This is a genomic window from Burkholderia sp. Bp8992 (assembly GCF_003853705.1).
Taxonomy (GTDB): domain Bacteria; phylum Pseudomonadota; class Gammaproteobacteria; order Burkholderiales; family Burkholderiaceae; genus Burkholderia.
On the sequence record NZ_QTQI01000009.1, the window covers coordinates 209928 to 234931 of the forward strand.

Below are 25004 nucleotides of genomic sequence, written 5' to 3' on the forward strand. Positions count from 1 at the left end.
CATGACGACCATCCGCAAGCTGACCGACACGCTGTCGGTCTCGCCGCAGATCGCGGCAGCCGACCTGCCCGCGCTTCACGCGGCCGGCATCCGCGCGATCATCTGCAACCGGCCCGACGGCGAAGGCGCCGACCAGCCGACCGTCACCGAGATCCGCGCGGCCGCCGCGCCGCTCGGCATCGACGTGCATGACCTGCCGGTCGATACCGGCAAGGTGACCGACGAACAGGCCGCGCGGTTCGGCGCGCTGCTCGCGTCGCTCGACGGGCCGGTGCTCGCGTACTGCCGCAGCGGCACGCGGTCGGCCACGCTGTGGGCGTTGTCGCAAGCGGCGCTGCGTCCGCTGAGCGACATCGTCGCCACCGCCGGCGCAGCCGGCTACGACCTGAGCGCGCTGGCATCGCGTATCGCACCGGGTGGCCGTCAGGCGGCACCGGCCGTCGACGCGCGCCACGACATCGTGATCGTCGGCGCGGGCGCGGCCGGCATCGCGGTTGCATCGAGCCTGCTCGCGCGCGACGCGTCGCTCGACATCGCGGTGATCGATCCGGCCGACATCCACTACTACCAGCCCGGCTGGACGATGGTCGGCGCGGGCGTGTTCCAGCCGGAAACCACCGCGCGCCGGATGACCGACGTGCTGCCGCGCGGCGTACACCGGATCCAGGCCGCCGTCGCGGGCTTCGAACCCGACGCGCACACGGTCGTGCTCGACGGCTGCCGCCGCATCGGCTATCGCAAGCTCGTCGTGTGCCCGGGGCTCAAGCTCGACTGGCACGCGATCGACGGTCTCGCCGACACGCTCGGCCGCAACGGCGTCACGTCGAACTACCGCTACGATCTCGCGCCGTACACGTGGGCGCTCGTGCGCGCGTTCCGCGGCGGCAATGCACTCTTCACGCAGCCGCCGATGCCGATCAAGTGCGCGGGCGCGCCGCAGAAGGCGATGTACCTGTCGTGCGATCACTGGCGTCGCGCGGGCCGCCTCGAAGCCGCGAACGTCGAGTTCCTGAATGCGGGCGGCGCGCTGTTCGGCGTCGCCGACTACGTGCCCGCGCTGATGGAGTACGTGAGAAGCTACGACATCGCGCTGTCGTTCGGCCACAACCTCGTCGCGATCGACGGCCCCGCGCGCCAGGCGACGTTCACGCGCGCGCTGCCGGATGGCGGCAAGGAAACCGTCGTGCGTGCGTTCGACATGATCCACGTCGTGCCGCCGCAGAAGGCGCCCGATTTCGTGCGATCGAGCCCGCTCGCCGATGCGGCCGGCTGGATCGACGTCGATCCGGCGACGCTGCGGCACAAGCACTTTCCGGACATCTACGCGCTCGGCGACGCCACCAACACGACCAACGCGAAAACGGCCGCGGCCGCCCGCAAGCAGGCGCCCGTCGTTGCGCACAACCTGCTCGCGTCGCTCGGCCGCGCGCACGGCGACGCCGCATATGACGGCTACGGCTCGTGCCCGCTCACCGTCGAGCGCGGCAAGATCGTGCTCGCCGAGTTCCTGTACGGCGGAAAGGTCGCGCCGACCTTCCCCGCGTGGCTGATCGACGGCAAGCGCCCGTCGCGGCTCGCGTGGCTGCTCAAGGAACGCGTGCTGCCGCCGCTCTACTGGAAGGCGATGCTCAAGGGCCGCGAATGGCTCGCGAAGCCCGCCGTCGCACGTTGACCGGAGCGCGATGACGTCATGTTGATTTCCCTCGTACTGGGCGGCTTCGTCGGCGCCGTGCTCGGCCTGACCGGTGCCGGCGGCGGCATTCTCGCGGTGCCCGCGCTCGTCGTCGGGATGAGCTGGCCGATGCAGCAGGCCACGCCCGTCGCCCTCGTCGCGGTGGCGGGCAGCGCCGCGCTCGGCGCGCTCGAAGGCTTCCGCCGCGGGCTCGTGCGCTATCGCGCGGCGCTGCTGATGGCCGTGGCCGGCGTGCCGCTGACCACGCTCGGCGTGCGGCTCGCGCACGTGCTGCCGCAGCGCCTGCTGCTCACGCTGTTCGCGTTGACGATGCTGGTCGTCGCCGGCCGCTTGCTGCGGCAGGCGCTGCGGCACGCCCCCGCCGATGCGGACGCGTCGCCGCTGTGCGTCGGCCGCATCAACCCCGACACGGGCCGGCTCGTCTGGTCCTGGCCGGTCGGTGTCGCGCTCGCGTCGACCGGCGCGGTGACGGGCCTGATGACGGGGTTGCTCGGCGTCGGCGGCGGCTTCGTGATCGTGCCGATGCTGCGCAAGTTCACGAACGTGTCGATGCACGGCGTGGTCGCGACGTCGCTGATGGTGATTGCGCTGGTCGGCACGGGCGGCGTACTCGCGACGCTCTTGGCAGGCACGCGCGCGCCGCTCGACGTGACGCTGTGGTTCACCGTCGCGACCGCGCTCGGCATGGCCGCCGGCCGCGTCGCGTCGCACCACCTCGCCGCGCGGCACGTGCAGGCCGGCTTCGCGGCCGTGCTCGTCTGCGTGGCACTCGGGTTGCTGGCGAAGGCGGCGTTCGGCGCTTGAGCCGAATGCGGCAACGGATCCACGCCCCCAAACAAAACGCCCGGCCCGACTCGTCGTCGGCACCGGGCGTTTTTCATTGCGGCCGCAACCTGTGGATCAGGCCGCGTATCCTGCCATCCGCTTGCGTTCCTGGCGCAGCATCACGAAGTTCGCGATCACGACGCCGGCCGTCACCGCGACGATGAACAGCGTCGCGAGCGCGTTCATCTCCGGGTTCAGGCCGAGGCGCACACGCGAGAACACGACGAGCGGCAGCGTCGTCGAGCCGGGGCCCGACAGGAACGCCGACAGCACGAGATCGTCGATCGACAGCGTGAACGACAGCAGCCAGCCGGCGATCAGCGCCTGCGAGATCAGCGGCAGCGTGATCGTGAAGAACACCTTCAGCGGCGTCGCACCGAGATCGAGCGCAGCTTCTTCCAGCGACGGGTTCAGCTCGCGCACGCGCGACTGCACGATGATCGCGACGTACGAGATGCACAGCATCACGTGGCCGAGCCAGATCGTGAACACGCCGCGCTCGGCCGGCCAGCCGATCCACTTCGCGAGCTCGATGAACAGCAGCAGCAGCGAGATCCCCTGGATCACCTCGGGGATCACGAGCGGCGCGTTGATCATCCCGCTGAACAGCGCGAAGCCGCGAAAGCGTCCCATGCGCGCGAGCACGAAACCGGCCCATGTACCGATGAACACGGACGCGAACGCGGTCAGCACGCCGATCTTCAGCGACAGCCATGCGGCCGTCAGCAGCTCGTCATCCTCCACGAGCGCCGCGTACCAGCGGAACGAGAAACCCGACCACACGGTGACGAGCTTCGACTCGTTGAACGAGTAGACGATCAGGCTGAGGATCGGGATGTACAGGAACGCGAAGCCGGCAAACAGCGCCGCGAACTGCAGGTAACGATTCGGCTTCATCGACGGCCTCCCTGTTCCTTCGCCTGGAAGTGCTGGAACATCGCCATCGGCACGAGCAGCAGCAGCACCATCGCGCAGGTCACGGCCGACGCCATCGGCCAGTCTGCGTTGTTGAAGAACTCGTTCCACATCACGCGGCCGATCATCAGCGTGTTCGCGCCGCCGAGCAGCTCCGGAATCACGTACTCGCCGACCGCCGGGATGAACACCAGCAGGCAGCCCGCGATGATCCCGTTCTTCGACAGCGGCAGCGTGATCTGCACGAACGCCTTCCACGGCTTCGCGCCGAGGTCGTACGCGGCCTCGAGCAGGCGCAGGTCCATCTTCACGAGGTGCGCATAGAGCGGCATCACGAGGAACGGCAGGTACGAATACACCATCCCGATGTAGACCGCGTAGTTCGTGCGGTACAGCTCGATCGGCGTATGCGTGAGGCCGACCCACATCAGGAAGTTGTTCAGCAGCCCGTTGTTCTTCAGGATGCCGATCCACGCGTACACGCGGATCAGGAACGACGTCCAGAACGGCAGCATCACGCCCATCATCAGCAGGTTGCGGGTCGCCGGATTCGAGCGCGCGATGTAGTACGCCATCGGATAGCCGACCAGCAGGCACAGCAGCGTCGTGATCGCGGCCACCCACACCGAGTTCACGTAGGTCGCGAAATACAGGCTGTCCGTGAACAGGAACGCGTAGTGCGACAGGTTCAGCGCGACGTGCACGACGCCGTCGGTGTACGACGCGAGTTCCGTGTACGGCGGAATGCCGAGCTGCAGCTCCGCGAAGCTGATCTTGACGACCAGCACGAACGGCACGAGGAAGAACAGCACGAGCCACGTGAAGGGCCCGGCGACGACCGCCGACGCGCCCGTCAGGTTGAAGCGCCGCACCGGCCACTCGAGCAGGGACTTGAACGCATTCATGACGTCAGCACCACACCGGCCGTCGCGCTCCAGCGCACGTAGATCTCGTCGCCGAGCGCCGGCGTGTCGAGCTCGGAAATCGCGAGGCTAGACACGTTCGCGATCACCGTCTTGCCGCCGTCGAGCTTCACGTGATACAGCGAATAGCCGCCCATGTACGCGACGTTGCTGATCCGGCCGCGCGCCCAGTTGAACGCGCCTTCGGGCGGCTTGCGCGTGAGCGCGATCCGCTCGGGGCGCACCGACACCGTGACCGGCATCCCGAGCGGGCCCGAGATCCCGTGGCTCACGTACAGCCGGCTCGGCAGCTCCGGCGATTCGATGTACACGTGGTCGGGCTCGTCCTCGACGGTCACGCCGTCGAACAGGTTCGTCGAGCCGATGAACTCGGCCGAGAAGCGGCTGTTCGGGTATTCGTACACTTCGTTCGGCGAGCCGATCTGCACGATCTGGCCTTCGCTCATCACCGCGAGGCGATTGGCCATCGTCATCGCTTCTTCCTGGTCGTGCGTGACCATGATGCAGGTGACGCCGACCTTGTTCAGGATGTTGACGAGCTCGATCTGCGTGCGCTGGCGGATCTGCTTGTCGAGCGCGGACATCGGCTCGTCGAGCAGCAGCAGCTTCGGGCGCTTGACCAGCGAACGCGCGAGCGCGACGCGCTGCTGCTGGCCGCCCGACAGCTGATGCGGCTTGCGCTTCGCGTACTTGCTCATCTGCACGAGTTCGAGCGCGGACGCGACGCGTTCCTTCAGCTCGGCCTTCGGCGTGCCTTCCTGCTTCAGCCCGAACGCGACGTTCGACTCGACCGACATGTGCGGGAACAGCGCGTACGACTGGAACATCATGTTCACGGGCCGCTTGTACGGCGGCATCTGCGCGAGATCCTCGCCGTCGATCAGGATCTTGCCCGACGTGACCGTCTCGAGGCCCGCGAGCATCCGCAGCAACGTCGACTTGCCGCAGCCCGAGCTGCCGAGCAGCGCGAACAGCTCGCCCTGGCGCACGGTCAGGTTGACGCTGCGCACGGCTTCGGTGTCGCCGAATTTCTTGACGACGTCGACGATCTGGACAAAATTCTCGGCGCGCGCATCGGCGCCGGAGGAGGAAACGGAGAACGGCGCGGCCGCAACCGGCGCACCCGACTGGCTATTCATGATGTGCTGCTTCTCTCCTGCGTTAGACGAACAAAGCCCCCGGGGGCACCAGGGGCTTCATGACTGCTGGTTCACTTCGGCTCGCGTCAGCGGCCCGACTTCAGCTCGGTCCACAGACGCGTCTGCAGACGCTGGATTTCAGGCGGCAGCGGCTTGAGCAGGAACAGCGTCTTCACGACGTCGGCCGGCGGGTAGACGGCCGGGTCGTTCGCCACGTCGGGCCGCACGTACTTGCGGGCCTCGGCGTTGGCGCTCGGGTAGTACACCGCGTTCGTGATCGCCGCGTGCACCTTCGGATCCTCGATGTAGTTGATCCACTGCAGCGCGGCATCCTTGTTCTTCGCGTCCTTCGGGATCGCCATCACGTCGAACCACACCGGCGCGCCGCCCTTCGGAATGTAGTACTCGACCTTGTACGGCTTCTTCGCCTCGATCGCGCGATGCTTCGCGATCACGACGTCGCCCGACCAGCCGAACGCGAAGCAGATGTCGCCGCCGACCAGGTCGTTGATGTAGCCCGACGAGTTGAATTGCGTGATGTACGGACGGATCTTCTTCAGCACTTCCATCGCGGCCTTGTAGTCGGCCGGGTTCGTGCTCATCGGATCCTTGCCGATGTAGTGCAGCGTCGCCGCGAACATCTGGTCGGGCGCGTCGAGCACCGACACGCCGCAGCTCTTCAGCTTCGAGATGTTTTCCGGCTTGAACAGGATGTCCCAGTTGTCGAGCGGCGCCTTGCCGAGCGCCTGCTGCGCCTTCGTCAGGTTGTACGCGAGACCGGTCGTGCCGTACGCCCAGGGCACCGAGTACTTGTTGCCCGGATCCGCGCCGGCGACGAGCGCCATCAGTTGCGGATCGAGATACTTGAGGTTCGGCAGCTTCGACTTGTCGAGCGGCGTGAAGATGCCGGCGGCGATCTGCTTGCCCGCGTAGTTGCTGGTCGGCACGACGATGTCGTAGCCCGAGCTGCCGGTCAGCAGCTTCGCCTGCAGCGTGTCGTCGCTGTCGTAGTTGTCGTAGCGGACCTTCACGCCCGCCTGCTTCTCGAAGTTCGGGATCGTGTCCTTCGCAATGTAGTCCGACCAGTTATAGACATTGAGCTGCGTATCCTTCGCCGCTGCCGCCGACGCACCCACGCACAGCGCGAGCGCTGCGAACCGGCCCACTACCTTTGCTTTCATCCCGTTCTCCCTCCGGCCGGACGCGTTGCCCGGCTGCCGTCTGCCTCGTCATGGCGGCGCATTCTGGCGCGCCGCCCCTCGAAAACCCCGAAAACTACCATCATTCGCGCCCCGTCACAAAAAAATCATGCCGGTGTCGCGCAAACGGAACAGATTCCCGCCGCCGGCCCGTCGGGCCGCCCGTGCGGCGGGGCGTTCCGGGGGAATTCTATCGGGTAATCGGCGTCTGTCCACCGGGAAAAACAGGCGATGGCGAAACCGCGTTCGCGCACCGGGCGCGCGGCCGGACAGCATGCCGGCCGGCGTCGCCCGACCCGGCGGCTGCGATGCATTAAAATGGCGGTTGACGATTCAACTGCGCGAACCCTTCCGATGGCCTCCAATCTCCACGACCTGCCCGACAGCCCCTGCATCGGCGTGTGCTCGACCCTCTTCGACGAAGTCTGCAAGGGTTGCGGCCGCACGGCCGCCGAAGTGTCGAACTGGGTATTCCTGAGCGACGAGGAAAAGCGCGCGGTGTGGGAGCGCATCTCGCGCGAAGGCACCGCGATGCGCTTCCAGTACGACAAGCTGTAAATCCGCCGGACATAAAAAAAGCGGCATGCCGACCGCCATGCCGCCAACCCCAACTCTGTTCTTTTCCTGCCGCGTCAGAACTTCATCCCGACGCCCACGCCGACGATCAGCGGATCGATGTGCAGCGTGCCGATGCCCTTGTCGCCCAGCGTCGCATCGGTGCTCATCCAGATCTTCTTCACGTCGACGTTCATGAACACCTTCTTCGTCAGCTGCACGTCCACGCCGAACTGCAGTGCGGGACCGAAGCTGCTCTTGTTGATCGACACGCCTTCCCCGCCGACGTTCAGCCCGTTGTTGTAGAAGTACGTGTAGTTCAACCCGGCGCCGACGTACGGACGCACCTTGCCCGCATGGTTGAAGTGATACTGCAGCAGCAGCGTCGGCGGCAGCACGCCCACGCCGCCGAGATTGCCGAGGCTCGACGTCAGCTGGTGCCGCGACGTGCCGAGGATCAACTCGACACCGAGGTAGTCGCGGATCATGTACGTGAAGTCGAGCTCCGGCACGATCGCGTTGTTCACGCCCGTGTTGATTGCGCCGAGCGTGTCGCTCGCGCGCTCGTTCGGCTGGATGCTGATCGCGCGAAGCCGAACCAGTACGTCACCCTGGTTGATGCCGTCGCCCGGCGATGCCGCGTGCGACAGCGAGGGCATCGCGAGCAGACTCGCCGCGAGAGCGGCAGCGGTGACACAAGTTCGAATCGTTTTATGCATGGTACGGACCCCCAAAGAATGGTTTCCATTCTCTCCGTAGGGTCTTTTCGCCATCTTGATATTCATCAAGCCAGCGTAAACGTGGGACGGTTTGCCGCAGGCTCGGTCGCATTGCCGGTCAGCAGCAGGTCGAGCAGATCGCGCACGCTGCGGATCGCACGGCCGAACGGCAACGCTTCGCGGCCGCGGAAGAACAGCCCGTTCGCGACGTCGCCGCGCAGCGCGGCCGCGAGCCGCGTGTCGATGCAGAAGTGGCCGAACTTCTCGATGCCGTCGCGCAGGCCGCAAACGCTCAGGCATTCGAGCGCGGTCGGGCAGCGCTGCTTCAGCGCGCCGAGCTTGGTGCGGATGCGCGTCTCGTTGCGCAGGTAACGATCGAGCCACGGCGTCTTCACCGCGCGTGCGGGCAGCCCCGTCACGCTGACGAATTCGACGATGTCGTCGGGCGTCGCGTCGGCGAGCACGCGCTTGAAGTGCGGATGCGCATCGCCCTCTTCCGTCACCGCGAACGGCGTACCGACCTGCACGCCGTTCGCGCCGGCCGCGAATGCCGCGCGCACCGTGTCGTGACTGTTGACGCCGCCCGCAACGATCAACGGAATCGTTTCGCGCTCGAGACCGAGCGACGCCATCACCTGCGCGGTCTCGTCGAGCACGCGCGCAAAGTCGAAACGGTGATCGTGCATGTCGTCGATCTGCGTGACGCCGAGGTGGCCGCCCGCATGCGCCGGATGCTCGATCACGATCGCATCGGGCAGGCGTCCCTTCTTCATCCACTTCTTCAGCACCAGCGCGATCCCGCGGCTGTCCGACAGGATCGGGATCAGCGCGATGTCGTGCCCTTGCGTGAGGTCGGGCAGATCGAGCGGCAGGCCCGCGCCCATCACGATCGCGTCCGCGCCCTCGTCGCACGCGACACGCACGTAGTCGGCGTGCGCGCTCACCGCCTTCATCACGTTGACCGCGATCATGCCGCGCCCTTCGCCGTAGGTCTTCGCGAGACGGATCTCGCGTGCGAGCGCCTCGAGGTTCGCGGCTTCGAGCGTCGCGCGATCGGGTTGCGCGCGGCAGCGGGCGAGCAGGTCCGCGTGATGGTGGCGCAGGTCGATGCTCGCGATCGTGCCGACCGCGCCTTCGCGCGCGACGCTGCCGGCCAGCCGGTGCGCGGAGATGCCGACGCCCATGCCGCCCTGCACGACCGGCAGCAAGGTGCGGCCGCGAATCGTCAGCGGCGGAAAGGAAGTGCGTACGGTCATCTGAAACCTCGTCGGAACATCGGAACCGCGATGATCGACGATCCAGCGACGCGCACCTTGACGGCCGTCAATAAAAAAACGGCGCGCGCGCGCCGTTTCCGTTTCATGCCACGCGAAGCGCTCAGGCGGGCTTCGCCGGCTTCAACTGCATCGACTTGTACTCGAGATACTCTTCGAGCCCGTACACGCCGTTCTCGCGGCCGTGCCCCGACTGCTTGTAGCCGCCGAACGGCGCGGCCATGTTCCACGTGCCGCCGTTGATGTCGACCTGTCCCGTGCGGATGCGGCGCGCGACGCGCATCGCGCGTTCGTCGCTGCCGGCCCACACCGCGCCGCCGAGCCCGTACGGCGAATCGTTCGCGATGCGCACGGCCTCGTCTTCATCGCGATACGTGATGATCGACAGCACCGGCCCGAAGATCTCCTCCTGCGCGATCGTCGATTTCGGATCGACGCGGCCGAACACCGTCGGCTTCACGAAGAAGCCCTGCGCCACGCCTTCCGGCAGGCCCGTGCCGCCCGTCACGAGTTCCGCGCCTTCGTCGATGCCGCGCTGGATGTACGCCTGCACGCGCTGCTGCTGCACGGCCGACGCGAGTGCGCCGAGGCGCGTCGCGTCCTGCCGCGGATCGCCCGCGACGTACGTTTCGGCCGCCGCTTTCGCGATCGCGCGCGCTTCGTCGTAGCGTGCCTCCGGCACCAGCATCCGGGTGTGTGCCGAGCAGGTCTGTCCCGCGTTCAGGTAGCACGCGTTGACCGTGCCCTTCACGGCCGCCGCGAAATCGGCGTCGTCCAGGATCACCGACGCCGACTTGCCGCCCAGCTCCAGCGCGACGCGCTTGACGCCCGCGGCCGCCAGTTCGGCCACGCGCTTGCCCGCGCGCGTCGAGCCCGTGAACGACACCATGTCGACGTCCGGATCGGTGGCCAGCACCTCGCCGACGACCGGCCCATAGCCGCACACGAGGTTGAACACCCCGGCCGGCAGCCCGGCCTCGTGAATCGCTTCGGCGAGCATGAACGCGTTGAGCGGCGCGACTTCGGACGGCTTCAGGACGACCGTGCAGCCGGCCGCGAGCGCCGGCGCGACCTTCAGCGTGACCTGGTTCAACGGGTAGTTCCACGGCGTGATCGCCGCGACCACGCCGACCGGCTCGCGCACGACGAGCGAGTTGCCGACCTGTGCCTCGAATTCGAACGACTCGGCAAGCTTCACGTACGCCTTCCAGTTGTAGATCGGGCCGCCGACCTGGATCGCGCGCGACAGCTTGATCGGCATTCCGACTTCGCCGGTGATCGATTGCGCGAGTTCCTCGCTGCGCGCCTGCAGGTGTTCGACGATCTTGCGCAGATAGCCCGCGCGCGTCGCGGGCGGCGTGGCCGCCCATGCATCGAAGGCCGCGCGCGCCGCGCGGATCGCGTCATGTGCGTCGGCTGCGACGCCTTCGGGAATCCGCCCGATCACGGCCTCGGTGCCCGAGTCGATCACATCGATCGTGCCGGTTCCGGCCGGTTTGCGCCATGCGCCGTCGATGTAGAACTGGTCGTAGATTTTCATCGCTTTCCGCCTCCAGGAAAGCCGACATTCTAGCGAGCGTTCCGGTCGGCCGGCGTGTCGATTGACAGCCATTCGAAAGGACCTTAGCCTCGGCGCCTCATTCATCATAAGAAAGGAGAATGCCTTGAGCATCCTGACCAGAATCGAGGGCGGCTATCTTCAGGTACTGCGCGTGATCGTGCTGCTGTTCGCGACCGCCGTGCTGATCGGCGGGGTCATTTTCGGCGCGGTCGCACTCGACGCACGCCTGTCGAAGCCACAGAAAGTCGAATCGGCCATCCAGGTCGATCCCGCATCGTTCGCGTGGGAGAACGACGCACCCGCCAAGGCCGCGCCGGCCGCCGGCGGCGCCGCCACGGACGACAGCGCGTCGCCCGCGCTGCGCCTGTCGACGCAGTTGTCCGCCATCGTGCAGAAGCACGGCCGCACGGCCCTGTCGCCCGACTACGCGGTCGACCGCGACGCGTACGAGCCGTCGTTCCAGCGCGTGCTCGGTGACGACGACCACCCGGATATCGGCTACTTCGAGCAGCAGATCGCGTATCTCGACAAGGTGCTGTCGCGCACCGATGTCGCAGCCGGCGTGAAGAAGAAGGTCACCGCACACGGCGACGAGTATGCGCGCGAGCAGGCGTACACCGGCATCGTGTCGGCCGTCATGCGCGATTTCTCCGAGCGCTACGACGCACGCCGCACCGCGATCGAGAACGAGAAGAAGGCCGCGGAAGACACGGCCGCCGAGAACGGCCAGACCGCGCGCTACGCCGGCGCCGCCGCGCTCGTCGCACTGTATTCGTTCGTGTCGCTGGCGGTGCTGATCATCCTGATCCGCGTCGAGCGCAGCATCCGCTCGATCGCGCGCGCCACGCACACGCCGACCTGAACCCCGCCCGCCGGGCTGCGGCGGGCCCGGCGACGGGCCCGCTTCGCGGCGAAAGCGGCCGCGCCCGGCCGTCCGTTCCTGCGCTTTCGCGCACTTTCCGTTCCCGCTCCCCCCTTCCTCTGCCGCAGGCCATGAACGCACGCGCCGCGTCCGTCTCGCCGCCGCCACGTCAGCATCCACCCGGGTGCGCGGGCGGGCCCGCATCGTGCTATGTTTTTATTATCGGCACCGGCCCATTGCAACCGGCGCCGCCCGGAATCGACGCATTTCGTGAGCGCTGCCATGACCGACGCACCCCATCTCCTCGGCTCGCAAGATCGCCTTGAACTGCTTTGCTGGCTCACCTGCGGCAACCTCGGCGCGTTTTACCTCAACGAATCGTGGCCGGACGCCGCGTTCCAGGTCCAGGCCGCGCACCGCTGGCTCGACCGCCATCACCGCCAGGCCGACTGGCTCGCGGTCGCGAAGCTCGCGGCGCTGGCGCAGGACATCGCGAAGCGGCATGCGGGGTTCGTCGACGCGTCGTGGGCGCGCGACGCAGTCGAGGAAATCGTCGATACCGACGATCTCGACTACCGCGCGAAACTCGTGCAATGGGTGTACGAAGACTGCTGCAAGGCGCTCGCGGACAAGCGGCTGGCCGATTGAGCCGTCCGTCGCGGCCGCGTGCGCGCGGCCACGGCATCGCTTTGCGCGATGGTCGTTCCACCGTGCCGGACGTCACAGTCTGAATTGCTGACGCGTTACGGTGCACGCGCGCCCCTCTGGTGCCGGCACGCACGTGGCGTGCCGCTGCGCTTACAGCAGCGACTTCGCCTGCGTCAGCACCTTGTCGCAGATCTGCCTGGTCACCTGCTGCTTCAGCCCGCCGCCGCTCAGGTCGAGCTTGCCGCCGTTGCCGGCGTCGAGGATCCCGCTCGCGCCGCTCGTATAGCCGCTGTCCGACGACGCATTGCCGCCGAGCTTGCCCATCAGCGCGTCCTTCACCGACGCTGCGCCGCCGGACGCGCCGCCGAGATAGTTGTTCTGGATGCAGAACTGCAGCAGGCCCGCGACGTTGCCGGTGCTGCCCGGTGTCAGCGACGCACCGCCGCCGCCCGTCAGCGCGCCGCCCAGGCCGCCGAGGTTGCCGAGCGCACCGCCCGCGCTGCCGCCCGAATCGCCGCCGCCGACCTGTTTCAGGACATCGCCAAGCTGCGCATGGGCCACCGAAAACGGTGCGAGCAATCCGATCAGCGCGCCGGCAACGGTCGCGCGGCATAGACGTGCATTCATGTGAAGCCTCCCGGTTGTGACTGAGTGAGTGCCGCGAATCGAATCCAAGGATACTCAATCGACCCGTGCATGACAGCCTTCACGCATGGGCCGAAACGTCAGGCATCGTGATATCGCGGCGATTTGACAATGCTTGACGGCGTGCCGGCCGGCATCGCAGGCTCGACAAGCGATCGAATGCGCGTACCGGCGATCGTCATCTCGTCTCGCCGGCGCACATGAAGCGCCTTAGAATCATCGTCGCCGGCCGTTCGGACCCTCCGGCCCGATCTCAACCTCGACCATGAAGGATGCTCGCGTGGCGCTTGCCCATCGATTTCTGCGGATCGCCGGCGCATCGGCCGCGCTGCTCGCCGGTTGCGGCACGGCCGCCGCGGCGCCCGCCCCTGCATGCCCGTCACCTTCGTTCGACCGTTATCCGGCACCGGCCGCCAGCGCGCCGCGCAAGCCGGCCGCATCGCCCCGGTTGACCAGCAAGGAAGCGCGCCTGTACCGCACCGTGATTCGCGACGCATTCACGCAACCGGCCAATTTTGCCGGTCACTATCGCGTGGCGATCTGGGGTTGCGGCACGGATTGCCGGAATTTCGCGATCGTCGACAAGGTCACCGGCGCGACCTATACGATGCCGGGCGTGACGGCCATCTCGGGCGTGATGGGCAACGACGACGAGCGCGTCGAGTTCCGCGCCGGCAGCACGCTGCTGATCGTCGCCGGCTGCTTCAACGACGCTTGCGACGACAACCATGCGAAGGCGGCCCGGTTCTTCTACGAATGGACCGGCACGCGCTTGCGCCCGATCGGCACCTGTCCGCTGGCCATCGAGCCGGTTCAGTGAGCGACGCGGTCGATCCATGACATCCATTCACCTCAGCTTCGACGACGGCCCCGGCCCGTCGACACCCGCGTTGCTCGACGTCCTGCGCGACGCATCGTGCAAGGCAACCTTCTTCCTGCTCGGTAAAAATCTGGCGGGCGCACTCGACGTCGCCGCGAGAATGGCGCGCGAAGGCCACCGGCTCGGCAATCACACGCATTCGCACGCAAGGCCGGGCGCCCTGGCGAACGACGCACTGATCGACGAGATCGAGGCGACCGACGCGCTGATCCGCGATGCCTGTCGCATGGCCGGCGTGGCCTCGCCGGACGCGATCCCGCTGCGTCTTCCCTACGGGCTGATGCCGCAGGACGATCGCGCCGGCGTGCTGGCGCGATTGCAGCGCGAACACACGGGCTGGACCGCGATACTGGACGACTGGCAGCGGCCCGCGCCGTCGCCGCAGGCGCTGTTCGACGCGATGTGCGCGCATGTCGACGCCAGCCTGGCGAAACATCGCGACGTGCTGTTCTGCATGCACGACGGGTCGCGACATGGCGAAGCGCGGCCCAACACCGTCGAAGCCGTACGCCTGTTCCTGAATCGGCAGGACTGAAGCAGCGGCCGGTCAGCGTCCCGGTGCCGCGCTGTCCAGCAACTGCCGCCAGCCACCGAGAAAGCCGATGCCGGGCCCCGGCACCCACAAGCCGCGCTGTGCGGCTTCCAGATGAATCAGCGTCTGGTCCGCGCAGAACAGCATCGCCAGCGCATCGCGATTGGTGCGCATCCAGCCCGGCACGGCATCGGACCGCGTCGCCGCATAGGCGAGCAAGCCGGCCTCCCATCGCGGCGCATCGAACACGAAGCAATCGTCCCGGCCCGCATCACGCGACAGCGCGAACAGCGCAAACGCCGCCTCGAGCCACTGCGCACCCTGCCCCGCATCGTCGAAATCCAGCACGCCGTTCACCGCGTGCCCGACATACAGCAGGTTGCCCGCGTGATAGTCGCCGTGCAGCCAGTGCACCGGCCCTGTCAGCCAGTGCGCGGCGGCATCGAGATGTGCGCCGATCCGCCCGATCGCCGTGGCGTAATCGCCGCTCAGGCCGCCCGGCAGCGACGGCATCGAGCGCGACGCCACGCGCGCATGGCGCGAGGAGAGCCACGCCAGCGGCGTCGATGCGTTCACGGGTATCGCGGCCAGTGCCGCATGCAGATGTGCCAGCGCGCGCATCGCATCGATCGCCCCCGCGTGAGCGTCATGCGGCAGGCCGGGCTGGCCGTCGATATGTTCGAACAGGTGCAGCCAGCGTCCATCGTCGACCTGCACGCCGGCTTGCGCATCGACGGTCGGCCGCAGCCGCGGCAGCGCGGGCAAGATCGGCCCCGTGCGCGAATCGCCGAGACGACCGAGTATCGACGCCTCGCGATGCACCTGCTCGACCGGCTTGCCGGGCCACGACACGCGCAGCACCGCGCGCCCCGCGTCGCACTCGACGAGATACGTTTTGTTAGTATGGCCCGATGCCAGCGCGTGCACGCGTGCCGGCACGATGTTCCAGTACCGGCGCAGCCACGGTTCCAGCGTTTTCACGTCACTCCTACTCGTTGCATTGACCATGTCAGAGCGTCCTTCGGCCCGCATGCGGGACATCAATATCGAATGGCTGACGCGCGCTGCCGAATTCGATCATCTGTTCCAGACGCGCTGGCTCGGCGAGCGCTTCTTCCATCTGCCCGGCGACATGCTCGCGCTCCAGGAGCTGATCTGGCGCGAGCGCCCCGACTGCATCGTGCAGACCGGCATCGCGGCGGGCGGCGGCGTCGTGTTCTCCGCGTCGATGCTGGAACTGGCCGGCGAGCACGGCCGCGTCGTCGCGATCGAACCGCACCTGCGCAACGAAGTCAGGCAGCGCCTGCAATCGCACCGGCTCGCCCATCGCATGACGCTGATCGAAGGCGATTCGTGCGCAGCCGGCACGCTCGCGTCGGTACGCGCGCAGATCGGCGACGGCGCGCGCGTGATGGCGATCCTCGACCTCACGCATACGCATGCGCACGTGCTGCGCGAACTCGAATGCTATGCGCCGCTCGTGACGCCCGGCAGCTACGCGATCGTGATGGATACCATCATGGAGTATCTGCCCGAGTCGATGTTCGACGGCAAGCCTTACGGCCGCGGCAACAACCCGGCGACGGCCGCGCGTGAATTTCTCGCGCGCGACGACCGGTTCGAAGCCGACTTCGACATCGAGGACCGCGTGCTCATGACGCTGTCGCCAGGCGGTTTCCTGAAGCGAGTGCGCTGATCAGGCGCGCAGCCTCCGCCGAGCCGTCGCGCACGTAGCTGTCGCGGATGCGCGCCGCGTGCTCGCGCAGCGAACCGGGACGCAACAGGCGTTCGAGCGCATCGGCAATCGCCGCGACGCCGGCCTGCTGCAGATCGAGCACGCACCCCGCACCGGCCCGCTCGACGAAGTGCGCCGAATGGAACTGGTCGTTGCAGAACGGCGACAGCAGCATCGGCACGCCGCACGCGAGCGACTCCATCACCGAATTCGCGCCGCCGTGGCTGACGAACGCGTGCGTGTGCCGCAGCAGCGCCAGTTGCGGCGCATAACGCACGGCGATCACACGCTCGTCGGCGGCCGGCAGCAGGTCCGAGTCGACCAGTTCGCCCACCGACAGCACCAGTTGCGCCGACGTCGCGCGCGTCGCGTCGATCACCTTCGCGAACAGGTCCGGGTGGTAGTAAAGCTGGCTGCCGAGCGACATGTAGACGAGCGGGCGAGCGGCGTCGATCCGCTCCCACGGGAACGCCGTCTCGTCGCCGCGCGGGCCCGACGGCATCGCGGGGCCGACCAGCTCGACACCCGGCGGCGGCGCACCGACCAGCGCGTCGGTCGTGAACGCGAGCGTCAGGTGCGGCGACAGGACATCGCAACCGCGAAAGCGCGCATCGAGCCCGTAGCGCGCAAACAGATCGGCACGTTCCGGCGCGAGCCAACGCACCGTGCGCAGCAGTTCCGAATCGAGATCGTCCGGCAGCACCGGGTTCAGCGAATTCGACATCGACACCCACGGCAGCCTTTCCAGTTCGGCGGCAATCGCGGCCGCATAAAGCAGCGGATCGATCACGACCACGTCGGGCCGCCAGTCGCGCAGCACCGCGCGGATGCCGTCCACCTGCGACGGTGCCAGGTCGATCAGCAGCGTACGGATCCAATGCCGCAGCCAGCCGGCATCGCGAATGTTCGCGGCGAAGCTCTCGCCGCGCGACAGGTCGTGGCGCTCGGGCGTCTCGCGCGGCCCGACGAACGCGAAGTCGCCGGCGCCGTCGAGCTGTGCGCTGATGTCGGCCGGCGCGTAGAACGCGACGTTGCAGCCCGCGGCGCGCAGGTGCTGGGCCGGACCGATGCACGGATTGACGTGGCCCTTCTCGGGCACCACGCAGAACAGGATGCGTTTCATGAGCAGTTCAGGCTGGGCGATGCACGGCATCGACGTGAAGGTGCGCGAGATGATCGAGGATCAGCGCCAGCGTCGCCCACAACACGCGTTCGGTATCGGCCTGCAACGTGGGCGCGGCAAGCCCGAGCGAGTCGGCCAGCGCATGCGTGCGGTCGCGATCGAGCAGCACGCCGAGATCCATCGCCGGCGCGAGCCGCCCGCGCTTGGGGCCGTGCACCAGACGATCGGGCAGGTTCAGCCGCGCACCGAGATCGCGCAGGCATCGCTTGTCCGGGTCGGGCGCGATGCTCGTCAGATGGGCGACGACGGCCGCATCGACGAACGGCGGATGCAGGTCGACCGACGCCGCATCGAACAACGCGTGGCACAGCGGCAGATAGTTGGCCGACTGGTCGCGGCGCAACACCTGATCCGCGCCGTCGCCGGTAATCGCGACCTCGATGCCGTCTGCCGCCATCGCCTCGGCCAGCAACAGCTTCGCGACCGGATGCAGATTGAACATCGGCTCCTCGACCGCATGGGTCGTTCTCGGCAGCGCCGCGACGAAATCGGCCTCGGTCGCGCGCACGATCTTCACGTTCGCCTGCATCTGCATGGCGAGTTCGAGCGCCGCGTCGAGTTCGCAGTAGTCGGGCATGTCGGTCGCGAGGATGTACGCCGTCACGTGCGGCAGCGCGCCGAGTTCGCGCAGCAACGCAAGCAGCAGCGCCGAATCGAGCCCGCCGCTCAGCGCCAGCGCGACGCACTTGCCGCTGTCGAGCGCGCGCTGCAGCGACGCGCGCAGCACGGCGTCCAGGTCGGCGTGCTGCGGCCGTTCCGGCGACGGCTGCACCGTCAGCCCTTCCGGCGAACGGATCAACGCGTGCCCGGGCGGCACCGCGAGCACGTCGCGCAGCACGGTGCGGCCGACGCGACGCTCGCCGCTCAGGTAGCCCGCGATGGCGGCCGTGTCCGGCGCACCGGCCGGTTGTTCCGCCGCACGCAGCGTGGCGCGAATGCCGGATGCCGACACGCCGCTGCGCGGATGGTAGTGCAGACGATCGAAACCGAACGGGTCGCGCGTGCCGACGATCATGGAAAACGAGCCTTCAAGGTGTCCACTTCAATGCGTTTCAGGATGCGATGCGGCGCCACCGGCGCGCTGCCGCCCTGGCAATGCAGGCACGCTTCGAGCGGCGCCTCGCGTTGCAGATACGCGAGCATCGCGTCGAGCATGCCTGCGTCGTCGCGCAGCGGCAGGCCGTCGGCCTGAAAATCCTTCTCGCCCTTGTAGAGCGTATGGAAATGCGCGGGACGCGTGCACGTGTAGAACATGCCGTCGCGAATCATATGGCAGCGCTCGCGGATCCAGCAATCGTGATAGAGGCGCTGCGCTTCGTCGCGGTCCGTGCCGGGCTGCGCGCGATTCATCGTCGTGAACACGTCCTGCACCTTCCAGTTCAGGCGCACGTCGAAACGGGCAGCCTGGTGTTCGACATGCGCGATCAGGTCGGGCGAAAGCGCCGGCTTCGGATAGCGCGAGATCGTCAGCGCATCCACCGCCTGCCAGAACGCGTCAGGCATCTCGCCGAGTTTCAGCCCGTTCGTCGTGACGGAGATCACGGGCGCAATGCCCGTCGCGCGCACGCGTTCGATCAGTTCGACGAGCGCCGGATGCAGCAGCGGTTCGCCGCCGACCAGCTTGAACATGCGTGGGCTCAACACTTTCGCGGCCTGGCGCAGATCGGCCTCGATCGACTCGGGGCGCGCATGCCACTCGGGCAACAGCGGCGACAGCGAGCAGCATTCCGCGCAGGTCAGGTTGCAGTGATCGACGATATGCGCTTCCAGCGAGCGCGTCCGGATGCGGCCGTTTTCGACGCGGTAGTCGCGATCGAGCGGCGGCGGAAAGACATGCTGCCGCTCGCCGGACGGCGACGGATTCGGGATCTTGTTCGGATTCGCACTCACTTCAGGTTCCTGCTTCCACACAACGGGAAAAGAAATCGACGAGATGGCCACGCGCATCCACCATCGCGGACGCCATCGTCACCGCGCCGTTCAGGTGCGACGCGAAGCGCGACGGATCGTCGAGCCAGCCTTGCACGACCCACAGCTTGAGCGCGTGCTGCAGGCACGCGGCATCGACCGCCCATGCGACGCATGCGGGATTCACCGGCCGCACGCGCCGGTATCCGCGCACGAACGCTTCCGCCAGCTGCGGCGCTTCCAGCGGCAGATGATTCAGGCACCGCACCAGTTCGTACTCGCGCGGCGCGCCGATCGACGCTTCCCAGTCGAGGATCAACGGCGGCAGCGTGCCCGTGAACAGATAGTTGAACTGGTTGTAGTCGTTGTGGATCGGGCGCTGCGGATCGTCCGCGGGAAACGCGTCGATGCTGCCCGGATAGTAGCGGTCGAGCATGCGCAGCGCGAGATCGACATAGCGGCGCAGGTTCTCGGCGCTGTCGTTCGAGCGTGCGCGATTCAGCGCGTCGAGCAGGCTGCCGCGCACGGCATCGGCGTCGATCGCGGTCAGCCGCGCGCGGATCGTGTCGAGCGACGGCAGATGCAGGTGTTCGAGGCTCAGATGCAATGCTGCCAGACTCGCGCCGAGCGCATCCCATTCGGCCGGCGAGAACGTATCGTAGGTCCTGAACTGCCCGGCTTCCCAGCGCGTCACCATCGCATGCGAATTTTGCCCCGTCCACAGCGGTTCGCCGGACGTCGTGCGCTTCAGCGTCTGCACATGGAATCGGGTATCGCCGTGCGTTTCCAGATGAGCGAGGACAGCGGCTTCCTTGGCCGCGCGTGCATGGTGTCCGGACGCGTAGAGCTTGACCGCCACATCGCCGCCGCTGCCGGTCGGCAGATGCCACACGCGTTCGCTGACCTGGCGCGGCGCCTTGCCCCGGCCGAGCGCATAGGCATCGCGAATCTCGTCGAAGGTGGCGGCAAGCGCGTCCATTCAGATGTGCTCGGCCGGCCCGTGCCGATACGGATGACCGGTCAGGAACGTGTTGTGCCCGACGTAGCGCAGCTTGTACATCGCCGGCCGGAACAGCACCGAAGGATCGTTGTTCGCGATGCCGAGCAACGGATACAGGTCCTGCCGCACGAAGAACGCGTTGTTTCCCATGTCGTCACAGCAGACGAGTTCATAGCCCTTCTGCCGGCCGAGATGCACGAGCGATTCGAGGCTCGCGCCGTAATAGGTCGAGCCGTCCCATTCGTGGTCCGGGTTGAAGCACATGACCCAGCGTTCGGGGGGCGTGTAGTACGGGTTGTATTCGATCACGACGATGCGCGGCTGGAACGCCTGCAGGCCGCGCCAGACCCAGTAGTCGTTGCCGTCGATGTCGATCGACAGCAGGTCGAAGTCGGCCGGTACGTTCGCCTCGGCGAGCAGTTGGTCGACCGTGTCGGGCTGGACGCGGTCGTGGTGCAGGCGCACGCGCTCTGCGCCCGCGTAGTGCGCGGCCAGCTTGCCGAACCGGTATGCGCTGCCTTCCACCAGCACGCCGGCCCAATCCTGCTCACGCAGCAGCCGCGCGGTGTTGCTGTTGCGCAGGCCGTCGCTCGCGCCGATATCGACGCAGAAGCGGTTGATCGGCACGATCCGCTCCATCAGGCGCGACAGGATGGCCTCCTCGGTGCCCTGCGCATACAGGCTTGGCGCAAGGCCGGACAGGTCGAGCGGGAGAGGATGGTCCTGCATCGAAAACGGCTCCGGAGCGAAATGGGGAATGATGGGTGGCGTTCGGTGGGTAATTTACCTGAAGTCGATTAAGCAGAGGAAACGGGAATGCGCGGCGCTGGCGAGCGTCGACATGATGCGGAAATGAAAAAGCCCGCCAAGTACGACTTGGCGGGCCTCCCGGATACATCAGATCAGGTACGACTCAGGACACTTACTCCTGCCCCCGACTCGTCAGGAACTCTTCATAATTCCCGCCGAAGTCGAACAGCGTGCCGTCCGTGCGCACTTCGATGATCCGGTTCGCCAGCCCGCTCACGAATTCGCGGTCGTGCGACAGCCATAGCCGCCCCGATAGCTGGGGCCGTGTAACCAATGTAGTTCGGCGGCTCCTTCGTCATATCCGGACCACTGCGGACAGCAACGCATATCAACTTCCGAAACTTCTTTTCGTCCATACAACCTCGCTGTTGGTTAGCACTAAATCTCCATACTAAACAAGGCTTCAAATTTCAATCGTTATGCGAAATTAATTACAGATCCCTTGAACCCTATGCCGTACGCACCAGTGCTCTTAGTCCTTCCCTGGTTGCAGCCAGTCCACGTAGATTGCTCTAGCGATACGCCCTATTGCCAAGATACTTGGTACGGGTGTGAAATAACGGAAGGTCGCGTCAGATCAAAACGGGGAATACGATGCCGGACGTAACAACAATAGCCACGGTGCTCACAAGCCTAAAAACCGCGACGGACATCGCGAAGTTCTTACGCGAGAGTGATCTATCAATCGAACGAGCAGAGTTGAAACTAAAACTCGCGGAGCTCATTGGCGCGCTGGCTGAGACGAAAATTGAACTAGCCGAACTACAAGAGATTATTTCGGGAAAAGAAAAACGCATCGCAGAGCTCGAGGAAGCATTCGAAGCGAGAGACTTACTCATTCGCTATCGTGACGCCATGTACTGTATCGATGAAAATGGCAAAGCGACTGGAGTGCCGTATTGTCTCCGGTGCTGGGAAAATGATCGCAAGCAAAAACAACTTGTCTCAGTAGCATCCGCAGTTCGACCCACGAATACCTGTACGAATTGCGGCCAACAATACAACGCGCACAACACGCACGAAATCCGCCCCAGCCAATCGTAACCATGACGATCCAGTTATGAATTCAGCCATCTGCTCTGCGATTAGCAATAAGCACCTCCTTGAACTTCGCTACCACGGATATTCCCGCTTGGTAGAACCTTACGCGTACGGCCGCGAAGGAGGTGGCGTAATACTGCTACGCTGCTACCAACAGTCCGGCGGCAGCGAAAGCGGGCAGACCACTGGGTGGAAATTACTCAAAGTAGCCGAAATATTTTTGATTCAAGAAATTAATAAATCATTCAATCCACGTCAAACATACAGGCACAATGATAAAGCAATGAAGTTTATTTTTTGCCAGATCTAATTCATAAAATTACCAACCCAATAAACTCGATTGCATTACAAGGAAAAAATGACCACAACCCCATTGACCGATCGACTCAGAAAAGCCAAGGAAAAATGGGACACCCTTTTCCCGAACATATCCGAGACCGTACAAGGGCAGAGCAACATTCAAATACCAAAGGAAACAATTACACTCTGGTTTTCGAGCGTAATCGCCAGCATGGATCGCGTTGAGCAAACAAATCCAGATCCTGGTCTCAAATCAATCTTTTGGCAAACGATAGAAAGTTCCGTCGCCTCGACCGAAAATCACTTAAATGCCGCAATGCAAAATGGCGCCCCATGGATTCAACAAACCTCTAACACCTTACTTAGCTACCTTTGGAGCATTAGGTCCTCAGTTGCGTGGCTCCTACCGACACCCATTGATATCGACGCGAGTACCCAAATTCCACGTTTTGCGGAACTAGAGGCACAAGCAGCGGGTGTTCTTGCCACCTTCTCAAGAACAAGCGAAGCAGAGCGAAAAATGGGGCTAATACTTTCAAACAGCGAAACAGTAAATACCGAGATAGCAGCTCTTTCCGAAAAAATAATCAGTTACGAGCGGGCATCCCAGACGTCAAGTATCAACGCCGCTGCCAGCGCAACGGCATCCGAAGCAGAAAAATTAAAAGTCGACAGCTACGTCCAAGACCTGAGCGTAGCCACCATTAAGCAACAGGAGCTTTTTGATTATTTTGAGAACAAGCGAGCCGAGGTAGATGCGACATTGCAAGGTGCAAGCAGGGTCGCCCTGGCAAAATCTTTCGAAGATAGACGCAAAGAATTGACAAAGATCCAGTACTTTTGGGCGATATTGTTCTTCGTTGGAATTTGCACTCTGACCGGAGTTGGTGTTTATTTGGGAATTAGCGTCCTACAAGAAGCGAAGGCCGCAACAGCCGCTGTCGCGGCTGCTCCCGCCGCTGCTTCCACTTCAGCGGCGGCCGCTACCGCCAGCGTCAAAGCAAGTCAATCCAACCTACTATTCTCGTTATTGCGATTCCTAATTCTCGCACCGGTCGTATGGTTTACTTGGTTTGCAGCAAGACAATATGGTCACAGCCAACGACTCGGGGAAGATTATGCATTCAAATCAGCCGCCGCACACGCATACGTTGGATACAAAGAAGAAATGGACGGCGACGAGAATATGATTAAAATGCTACGCGAGTATGCAGTAAAGAATTTCGGGGCAAATCCGATTCGCGTTTTATCAAAAAATGAACCAGCATCTCCGCTTCATCAAGTTTTCGATAAGATACTAGACAAAGCCAGCCCAGATAAACTCATTGATTTAATTAAAGATACCCTTGAAAAAGGAAAAAACTGATCAAACCATACTAAGCACCTGCCATAAGCTCCACGCGGGCGGCCAATTGCTCCGGGGACGCTCGCTTGCCCTGCTGAATTTTCGGACAAGACAGCCGCCGCTCTTATTGTGACCGACAAACAGGGGCGACGCGATGCCAAGAGAAACCTATTGAATGAGGTACGGGCTTGGCTGGATGCGGATAGTGAACGTGGGAAAACCGCCCTGCCAACTTCCGCCAAGGAAATTATTGATGATCTACAGCGGATCGAAACACAGCTACTAGGCAGCGTATGACGCGCGTCGAAGCTGTACGGGACGGCGATTCACTGCCGTCCCGCTCCGGCCTTAGATTTGTCCGTATTTGATTTGAGCTGCGTAGCCTCCTTGGCCTCGCATGTTCTGCGAATGCGCCAGTCTACGAACGCTTGCATATGCAGCCTGCATTGCCTTGAGGTCTTCGGGAGACCAGCCGCCGCCCGGAACGTGCAAGCGCACATCACCACCGCCTGAGCTTCCCGAACTGCCACCGCTCGAACCGACGTAACCGCCGGTAGCGAAGTGGGACATTTGGCCTCGGTTGATAGATTCCAACAGGCCGCGATACCGGAACGTGCTAGCGGCGTTATCAACGAATTCCCCGTTGGAGAGCATCGCGGGAATGACTGTCGCTAGTACCGGTCCCCGCCCGTGACGTGGCCGCCGTCCGCGAGGTGGAACGCGCCGGCAAAGCTTGTTGCGCTACCGCCGGCAGACGCACCGAAACCCAGCAGCGAGGAGAACGCCTGATTAGCCGCGATCTTTGCGAAGTCCGGGAGAATAAACGCCGTAAGGTCGGCCATGCTGAGCTTTCCCGTGGTAATGAACTTATCCATTGCGCTCCGAACCCGCCCGAACGCCTGGTTAAATCCTCCCGCGAACGCCTCCGCGTTGGTCTTGCCGTTGGCAGTGAGGCTCGTTACGGCGATGCTCAATTGATCGCTATACGAGTTGCGGATTTGGTTCTGTTATTGCTCGTATGACGCGTAGACCGCGAGCCCAAACACATAATTTTGCATCGCGTTTTCTCGATCGAATCGGCCGTGACGCCCTCGGCGGCGTGGGTACAACAAAAAGCCCGCCGAGTACAACTTGGCGGGCCTCTTGGGTACAATTAGGTACGTCAGATTGGGTACAGGCTAGGACACTTACTCCTGCCCCTGACTCGTCAGGAACTCCTCGTAATTCCCGCCGAAGTCGAACAGCGTGCCGTCCGTGCGCACTTCGATGATCCGGTTCGCCAGCCCGCTCACGAATTCGCGGTCGTGCGACA

General features: G+C 64.9%; 27 protein-coding genes. 11 read left to right on the forward strand and 16 right to left on the reverse strand.

Going from position 1 to position 25004, the window contains the following annotated elements; translation table 11 throughout:
- Nucleotide 1 precedes the first annotated feature (1 nt).
- Both DIE03_RS16095 and DIE03_RS16100 read left to right on the forward strand, forming a co-directional pair.
- On the forward strand, nt 2-1672 hold the full coding sequence (locus DIE03_RS16095; RefSeq protein ID WP_124451951.1) for a bifunctional protein tyrosine phosphatase family protein/NAD(P)/FAD-dependent oxidoreductase: 1671 nt from the start codon (nt 2-4) through the stop codon (nt 1670-1672).
- An 18-nt stretch (nt 1673-1690) separates the two neighbouring features.
- Nucleotides 1691-2497 (forward strand): sulfite exporter TauE/SafE family protein, encoded by an 807-nt coding sequence (locus tag DIE03_RS16100; RefSeq protein ID WP_124451953.1) that lies wholly within the window; start codon nt 1691-1693, stop codon nt 2495-2497.
- Nucleotides 2498-2593: 96 nt separating this feature from the next.
- Here the strand turns inward: DIE03_RS16100 and DIE03_RS16105 are convergent, their stop codons facing one another.
- The 4 genes from DIE03_RS16105 to DIE03_RS16120 all read right to left on the reverse strand — a co-directional run bounded on the left by DIE03_RS16105 (nt 2594) and on the right by DIE03_RS16120 (nt 6676).
- Nucleotides 2594-3415: an ABC transporter permease subunit gene (locus tag DIE03_RS16105; protein WP_124451955.1), complete on the reverse strand. Its 822-nt coding sequence runs from the start codon at nt 3413-3415 to the stop codon at nt 2594-2596.
- On the reverse strand, nt 3412-4338 hold the full coding sequence (locus DIE03_RS16110) for an ABC transporter permease subunit (RefSeq protein WP_124451957.1): 927 nt from the start codon (nt 4336-4338) through the stop codon (nt 3412-3414). The genes DIE03_RS16105 and DIE03_RS16110 overlap by 4 nt, the downstream gene beginning before the upstream one ends.
- Nucleotides 4335-5495, reverse strand: a complete 1161-nt coding sequence (locus DIE03_RS16115) for an ABC transporter ATP-binding protein (RefSeq protein WP_124451959.1) — start codon at nt 5493-5495, stop codon at nt 4335-4337. The genes DIE03_RS16110 and DIE03_RS16115 overlap by 4 nt, the downstream gene beginning before the upstream one ends.
- Nucleotides 5496-5581: 86 nt before the next feature.
- Nucleotides 5582-6676 carry a polyamine ABC transporter substrate-binding protein gene (locus tag DIE03_RS16120; protein ID WP_124451961.1) on the reverse strand — a complete coding sequence of 365 codons (1095 nt, stop codon included), beginning with the start codon at nt 6674-6676 and terminating at the stop codon, nt 5582-5584.
- Between the two features lie 372 nt (nt 6677-7048).
- Here DIE03_RS16120 and DIE03_RS16125 point away from each other — a divergent pair, with 372 nt between their 5' ends.
- Complete coding sequence (locus DIE03_RS16125) at nt 7049-7252, forward strand: DUF1289 domain-containing protein (protein WP_124451963.1); 204 nt, start codon at nt 7049-7051, stop codon at nt 7250-7252.
- Between the two features lie 74 nt (nt 7253-7326).
- On the opposite strand, the gene DIE03_RS16130 is transcribed toward DIE03_RS16125, so the two are convergent.
- From DIE03_RS16130 to DIE03_RS16140, 3 genes are all read right to left on the reverse strand, one after another.
- Nucleotides 7327-7968, reverse strand: coding sequence for an OmpW family protein (locus DIE03_RS16130; protein ID WP_124451965.1), 642 nt, complete (start codon nt 7966-7968; stop codon nt 7327-7329).
- A 65-nt stretch (nt 7969-8033) separates the two neighbouring features.
- Nucleotides 8034-9224 (reverse strand): nitronate monooxygenase family protein, encoded by a 1191-nt coding sequence (locus tag DIE03_RS16135; RefSeq protein WP_124451967.1) that lies wholly within the window; start codon nt 9222-9224, stop codon nt 8034-8036.
- A 121-nt stretch (nt 9225-9345) separates the two neighbouring features.
- On the reverse strand, nt 9346-10782 hold the full coding sequence (locus tag DIE03_RS16140; protein WP_124451969.1) for an aldehyde dehydrogenase family protein: 1437 nt from the start codon (nt 10780-10782) through the stop codon (nt 9346-9348).
- Between the two features lie 124 nt (nt 10783-10906).
- On the opposite strand from DIE03_RS16140, the gene DIE03_RS16145 reads away from it, so the two are divergent.
- Together DIE03_RS16145 and DIE03_RS16150 are read left to right on the forward strand one after the other, a co-directional pair.
- Nucleotides 10907-11665: a hypothetical protein gene (locus tag DIE03_RS16145; RefSeq protein ID WP_124451971.1), complete on the forward strand. Its 759-nt coding sequence runs from the start codon at nt 10907-10909 to the stop codon at nt 11663-11665.
- A 282-nt stretch (nt 11666-11947) separates the two neighbouring features.
- On the forward strand, nt 11948-12313 hold the full coding sequence (locus DIE03_RS16150; RefSeq protein ID WP_124451973.1) for a hypothetical protein: 366 nt from the start codon (nt 11948-11950) through the stop codon (nt 12311-12313).
- Nucleotides 12314-12463: 150 nt separating this feature from the next.
- On the opposite strand, the gene DIE03_RS16155 is transcribed toward DIE03_RS16150, so the two are convergent.
- On the reverse strand, nt 12464-12940 hold the full coding sequence (locus DIE03_RS16155; RefSeq protein WP_124451975.1) for a DUF2501 domain-containing protein: 477 nt from the start codon (nt 12938-12940) through the stop codon (nt 12464-12466).
- 298 nt (nt 12941-13238) lie between these two features.
- Between DIE03_RS16155 and DIE03_RS16160 the strand changes: the two genes are divergently transcribed.
- Nucleotides 13239-13778 (forward strand): hypothetical protein, encoded by a 540-nt coding sequence (locus tag DIE03_RS16160; protein ID WP_124451977.1) that lies wholly within the window; start codon nt 13239-13241, stop codon nt 13776-13778.
- Between the two features lie 16 nt (nt 13779-13794).
- Entirely contained in the window at nt 13795-14373 is a 579-nt protein-coding gene (locus tag DIE03_RS16165; protein ID WP_124451979.1) for a polysaccharide deacetylase family protein, read from the forward strand.
- A 12-nt stretch (nt 14374-14385) separates the two neighbouring features.
- Here the strand turns inward: DIE03_RS16165 and DIE03_RS16170 are convergent, their stop codons facing one another.
- Complete coding sequence (locus tag DIE03_RS16170; protein ID WP_185658169.1) at nt 14386-15378, reverse strand: phosphotransferase; 993 nt, start codon at nt 15376-15378, stop codon at nt 14386-14388.
- On the opposite strand from DIE03_RS16170, the gene DIE03_RS16175 reads away from it, so the two are divergent.
- The gene (locus tag DIE03_RS16175) at nt 15377-16066 is read left to right on the forward strand and encodes a cephalosporin hydroxylase family protein (protein WP_124451981.1); all 690 of its coding nucleotides are present in this window, start codon (nt 15377-15379) and stop codon (nt 16064-16066) included. The genes DIE03_RS16170 and DIE03_RS16175 overlap by 2 nt on opposite strands.
- On the opposite strand, the gene DIE03_RS16180 is transcribed toward DIE03_RS16175, so the two are convergent.
- The 6 genes from DIE03_RS16180 to DIE03_RS38305 form a co-directional block, all read right to left on the reverse strand.
- Entirely contained in the window at nt 16023-17228 is a 1206-nt protein-coding gene (locus tag DIE03_RS16180) for a glycosyltransferase (protein WP_124451983.1), read from the reverse strand. The genes DIE03_RS16175 and DIE03_RS16180 overlap by 44 nt on opposite strands.
- A 7-nt stretch (nt 17229-17235) precedes the next feature.
- Nucleotides 17236-18303 carry an asparagine synthase-related protein gene (locus tag DIE03_RS16185; protein WP_124451985.1) on the reverse strand — a complete coding sequence of 356 codons (1068 nt, stop codon included), beginning with the start codon at nt 18301-18303 and terminating at the stop codon, nt 17236-17238.
- A complete protein-coding gene (locus DIE03_RS16190; RefSeq protein WP_124451987.1) occupies nt 18300-19178 on the reverse strand; it encodes a 4Fe-4S cluster-binding domain-containing protein in 879 nt (292 codons plus the stop codon). Before DIE03_RS16190 ends, DIE03_RS16185 begins: the two co-directional genes overlap by 4 nt.
- 1 nt (nt 19179) lies before the next feature.
- Nucleotides 19180-20175: a phosphotransferase enzyme family protein gene (locus DIE03_RS16195; RefSeq protein WP_124451989.1), complete on the reverse strand. Its 996-nt coding sequence runs from the start codon at nt 20173-20175 to the stop codon at nt 19180-19182.
- A complete protein-coding gene (locus DIE03_RS16200) occupies nt 20176-20925 on the reverse strand; it encodes an FkbM family methyltransferase (protein WP_124451991.1) in 750 nt (249 codons plus the stop codon).
- Between the two features lie 193 nt (nt 20926-21118).
- Nucleotides 21119-21280, reverse strand: coding sequence for a hypothetical protein (locus tag DIE03_RS38305; RefSeq protein ID WP_185658172.1), 162 nt, complete (start codon nt 21278-21280; stop codon nt 21119-21121).
- A gap of 320 nt (nt 21281-21600) precedes the next feature.
- On the opposite strand from DIE03_RS38305, the gene DIE03_RS16205 reads away from it, so the two are divergent.
- From DIE03_RS16205 to DIE03_RS16215, 3 genes are read left to right on the forward strand one after another with little or no spacing between them, the layout of a single operon-like run.
- Nucleotides 21601-22050 (forward strand): hypothetical protein, encoded by a 450-nt coding sequence (locus DIE03_RS16205; RefSeq protein WP_124451993.1) that lies wholly within the window; start codon nt 21601-21603, stop codon nt 22048-22050.
- A gap of 16 nt (nt 22051-22066) precedes the next feature.
- Nucleotides 22067-22357, forward strand: a complete 291-nt coding sequence (locus DIE03_RS16210) for a hypothetical protein (protein ID WP_124451995.1) — start codon at nt 22067-22069, stop codon at nt 22355-22357.
- 48 nt (nt 22358-22405) lie between these two features.
- Nucleotides 22406-23713 carry a hypothetical protein gene (locus DIE03_RS16215; protein ID WP_124451997.1) on the forward strand — a complete coding sequence of 436 codons (1308 nt, stop codon included), beginning with the start codon at nt 22406-22408 and terminating at the stop codon, nt 23711-23713.
- A gap of 650 nt (nt 23714-24363) precedes the next feature.
- Here DIE03_RS16215 and DIE03_RS16220 read toward each other — a convergent pair.
- Nucleotides 24364-24666: a phage tail tape measure protein gene (locus DIE03_RS16220; RefSeq protein WP_185658170.1), complete on the reverse strand. Its 303-nt coding sequence runs from the start codon at nt 24664-24666 to the stop codon at nt 24364-24366.
- Between the last annotated feature and the right edge of the window lie 338 nt (nt 24667-25004).

What these genes read in the sequence shown, in the direction of transcription:
- DIE03_RS16095 (WP_124451951.1), top strand. Translation starts at nt 2, where the DNA reads ATGACGACCATCCGCAAGCTGACCGACACGCTGTCGGTCTCGCCGCAG.
- DIE03_RS16150 (WP_124451973.1), top strand. Translation starts at nt 11,948, where the DNA reads ATGACCGACGCACCCCATCTCCTCGGCTCGCAAGATCGCCTTGAACTG.
- DIE03_RS16195 (WP_124451989.1), bottom strand. Translation starts at nt 20,175, where the DNA reads ATGGACGCGCTTGCCGCCACCTTCGACGAGATTCGCGATGCCTATGCG.
- DIE03_RS16210 (WP_124451995.1), top strand. Translation starts at nt 22,067, where the DNA reads ATGAATTCAGCCATCTGCTCTGCGATTAGCAATAAGCACCTCCTTGAA.
- DIE03_RS16215 (WP_124451997.1), top strand. Translation starts at nt 22,406, where the DNA reads ATGACCACAACCCCATTGACCGATCGACTCAGAAAAGCCAAGGAAAAA.
- DIE03_RS16170 (WP_185658169.1), bottom strand. Translation starts at nt 15,378, where the DNA reads ATGGTCAATGCAACGAGTAGGAGTGACGTGAAAACGCTGGAACCGTGG.
- DIE03_RS16115 (WP_124451959.1), bottom strand. Translation starts at nt 5,495, where the DNA reads ATGAATAGCCAGTCGGGTGCGCCGGTTGCGGCCGCGCCGTTCTCCGTT.
- DIE03_RS16120 (WP_124451961.1), bottom strand. Translation starts at nt 6,676, where the DNA reads ATGAAAGCAAAGGTAGTGGGCCGGTTCGCAGCGCTCGCGCTGTGCGTG.
- DIE03_RS16125 (WP_124451963.1), top strand. Translation starts at nt 7,049, where the DNA reads ATGGCCTCCAATCTCCACGACCTGCCCGACAGCCCCTGCATCGGCGTG.
- DIE03_RS16155 (WP_124451975.1), bottom strand. Translation starts at nt 12,940, where the DNA reads ATGAATGCACGTCTATGCCGCGCGACCGTTGCCGGCGCGCTGATCGGA.
- DIE03_RS16175 (WP_124451981.1), top strand. Translation starts at nt 15,377, where the DNA reads ATGTCAGAGCGTCCTTCGGCCCGCATGCGGGACATCAATATCGAATGG.
- DIE03_RS16140 (WP_124451969.1), bottom strand. Translation starts at nt 10,782, where the DNA reads ATGAAAATCTACGACCAGTTCTACATCGACGGCGCATGGCGCAAACCG.
- DIE03_RS16100 (WP_124451953.1), top strand. Translation starts at nt 1,691, where the DNA reads ATGTTGATTTCCCTCGTACTGGGCGGCTTCGTCGGCGCCGTGCTCGGC.
- DIE03_RS16185 (WP_124451985.1), bottom strand. Translation starts at nt 18,303, where the DNA reads ATGATCGTCGGCACGCGCGACCCGTTCGGTTTCGATCGTCTGCACTAC.
- DIE03_RS16205 (WP_124451993.1), top strand. Translation starts at nt 21,601, where the DNA reads ATGCCGGACGTAACAACAATAGCCACGGTGCTCACAAGCCTAAAAACC.
- DIE03_RS16130 (WP_124451965.1), bottom strand. Translation starts at nt 7,968, where the DNA reads ATGCATAAAACGATTCGAACTTGTGTCACCGCTGCCGCTCTCGCGGCG.
- DIE03_RS16165 (WP_124451979.1), top strand. Translation starts at nt 13,795, where the DNA reads ATGACATCCATTCACCTCAGCTTCGACGACGGCCCCGGCCCGTCGACA.
- DIE03_RS16180 (WP_124451983.1), bottom strand. Translation starts at nt 17,228, where the DNA reads ATGAAACGCATCCTGTTCTGCGTGGTGCCCGAGAAGGGCCACGTCAAT.
- DIE03_RS16135 (WP_124451967.1), bottom strand. Translation starts at nt 9,224, where the DNA reads ATGACCGTACGCACTTCCTTTCCGCCGCTGACGATTCGCGGCCGCACC.
- DIE03_RS16200 (WP_124451991.1), bottom strand. Translation starts at nt 20,925, where the DNA reads ATGCAGGACCATCCTCTCCCGCTCGACCTGTCCGGCCTTGCGCCAAGC.
- DIE03_RS16105 (WP_124451955.1), bottom strand. Translation starts at nt 3,415, where the DNA reads ATGAAGCCGAATCGTTACCTGCAGTTCGCGGCGCTGTTTGCCGGCTTC.
- DIE03_RS16110 (WP_124451957.1), bottom strand. Translation starts at nt 4,338, where the DNA reads ATGAATGCGTTCAAGTCCCTGCTCGAGTGGCCGGTGCGGCGCTTCAAC.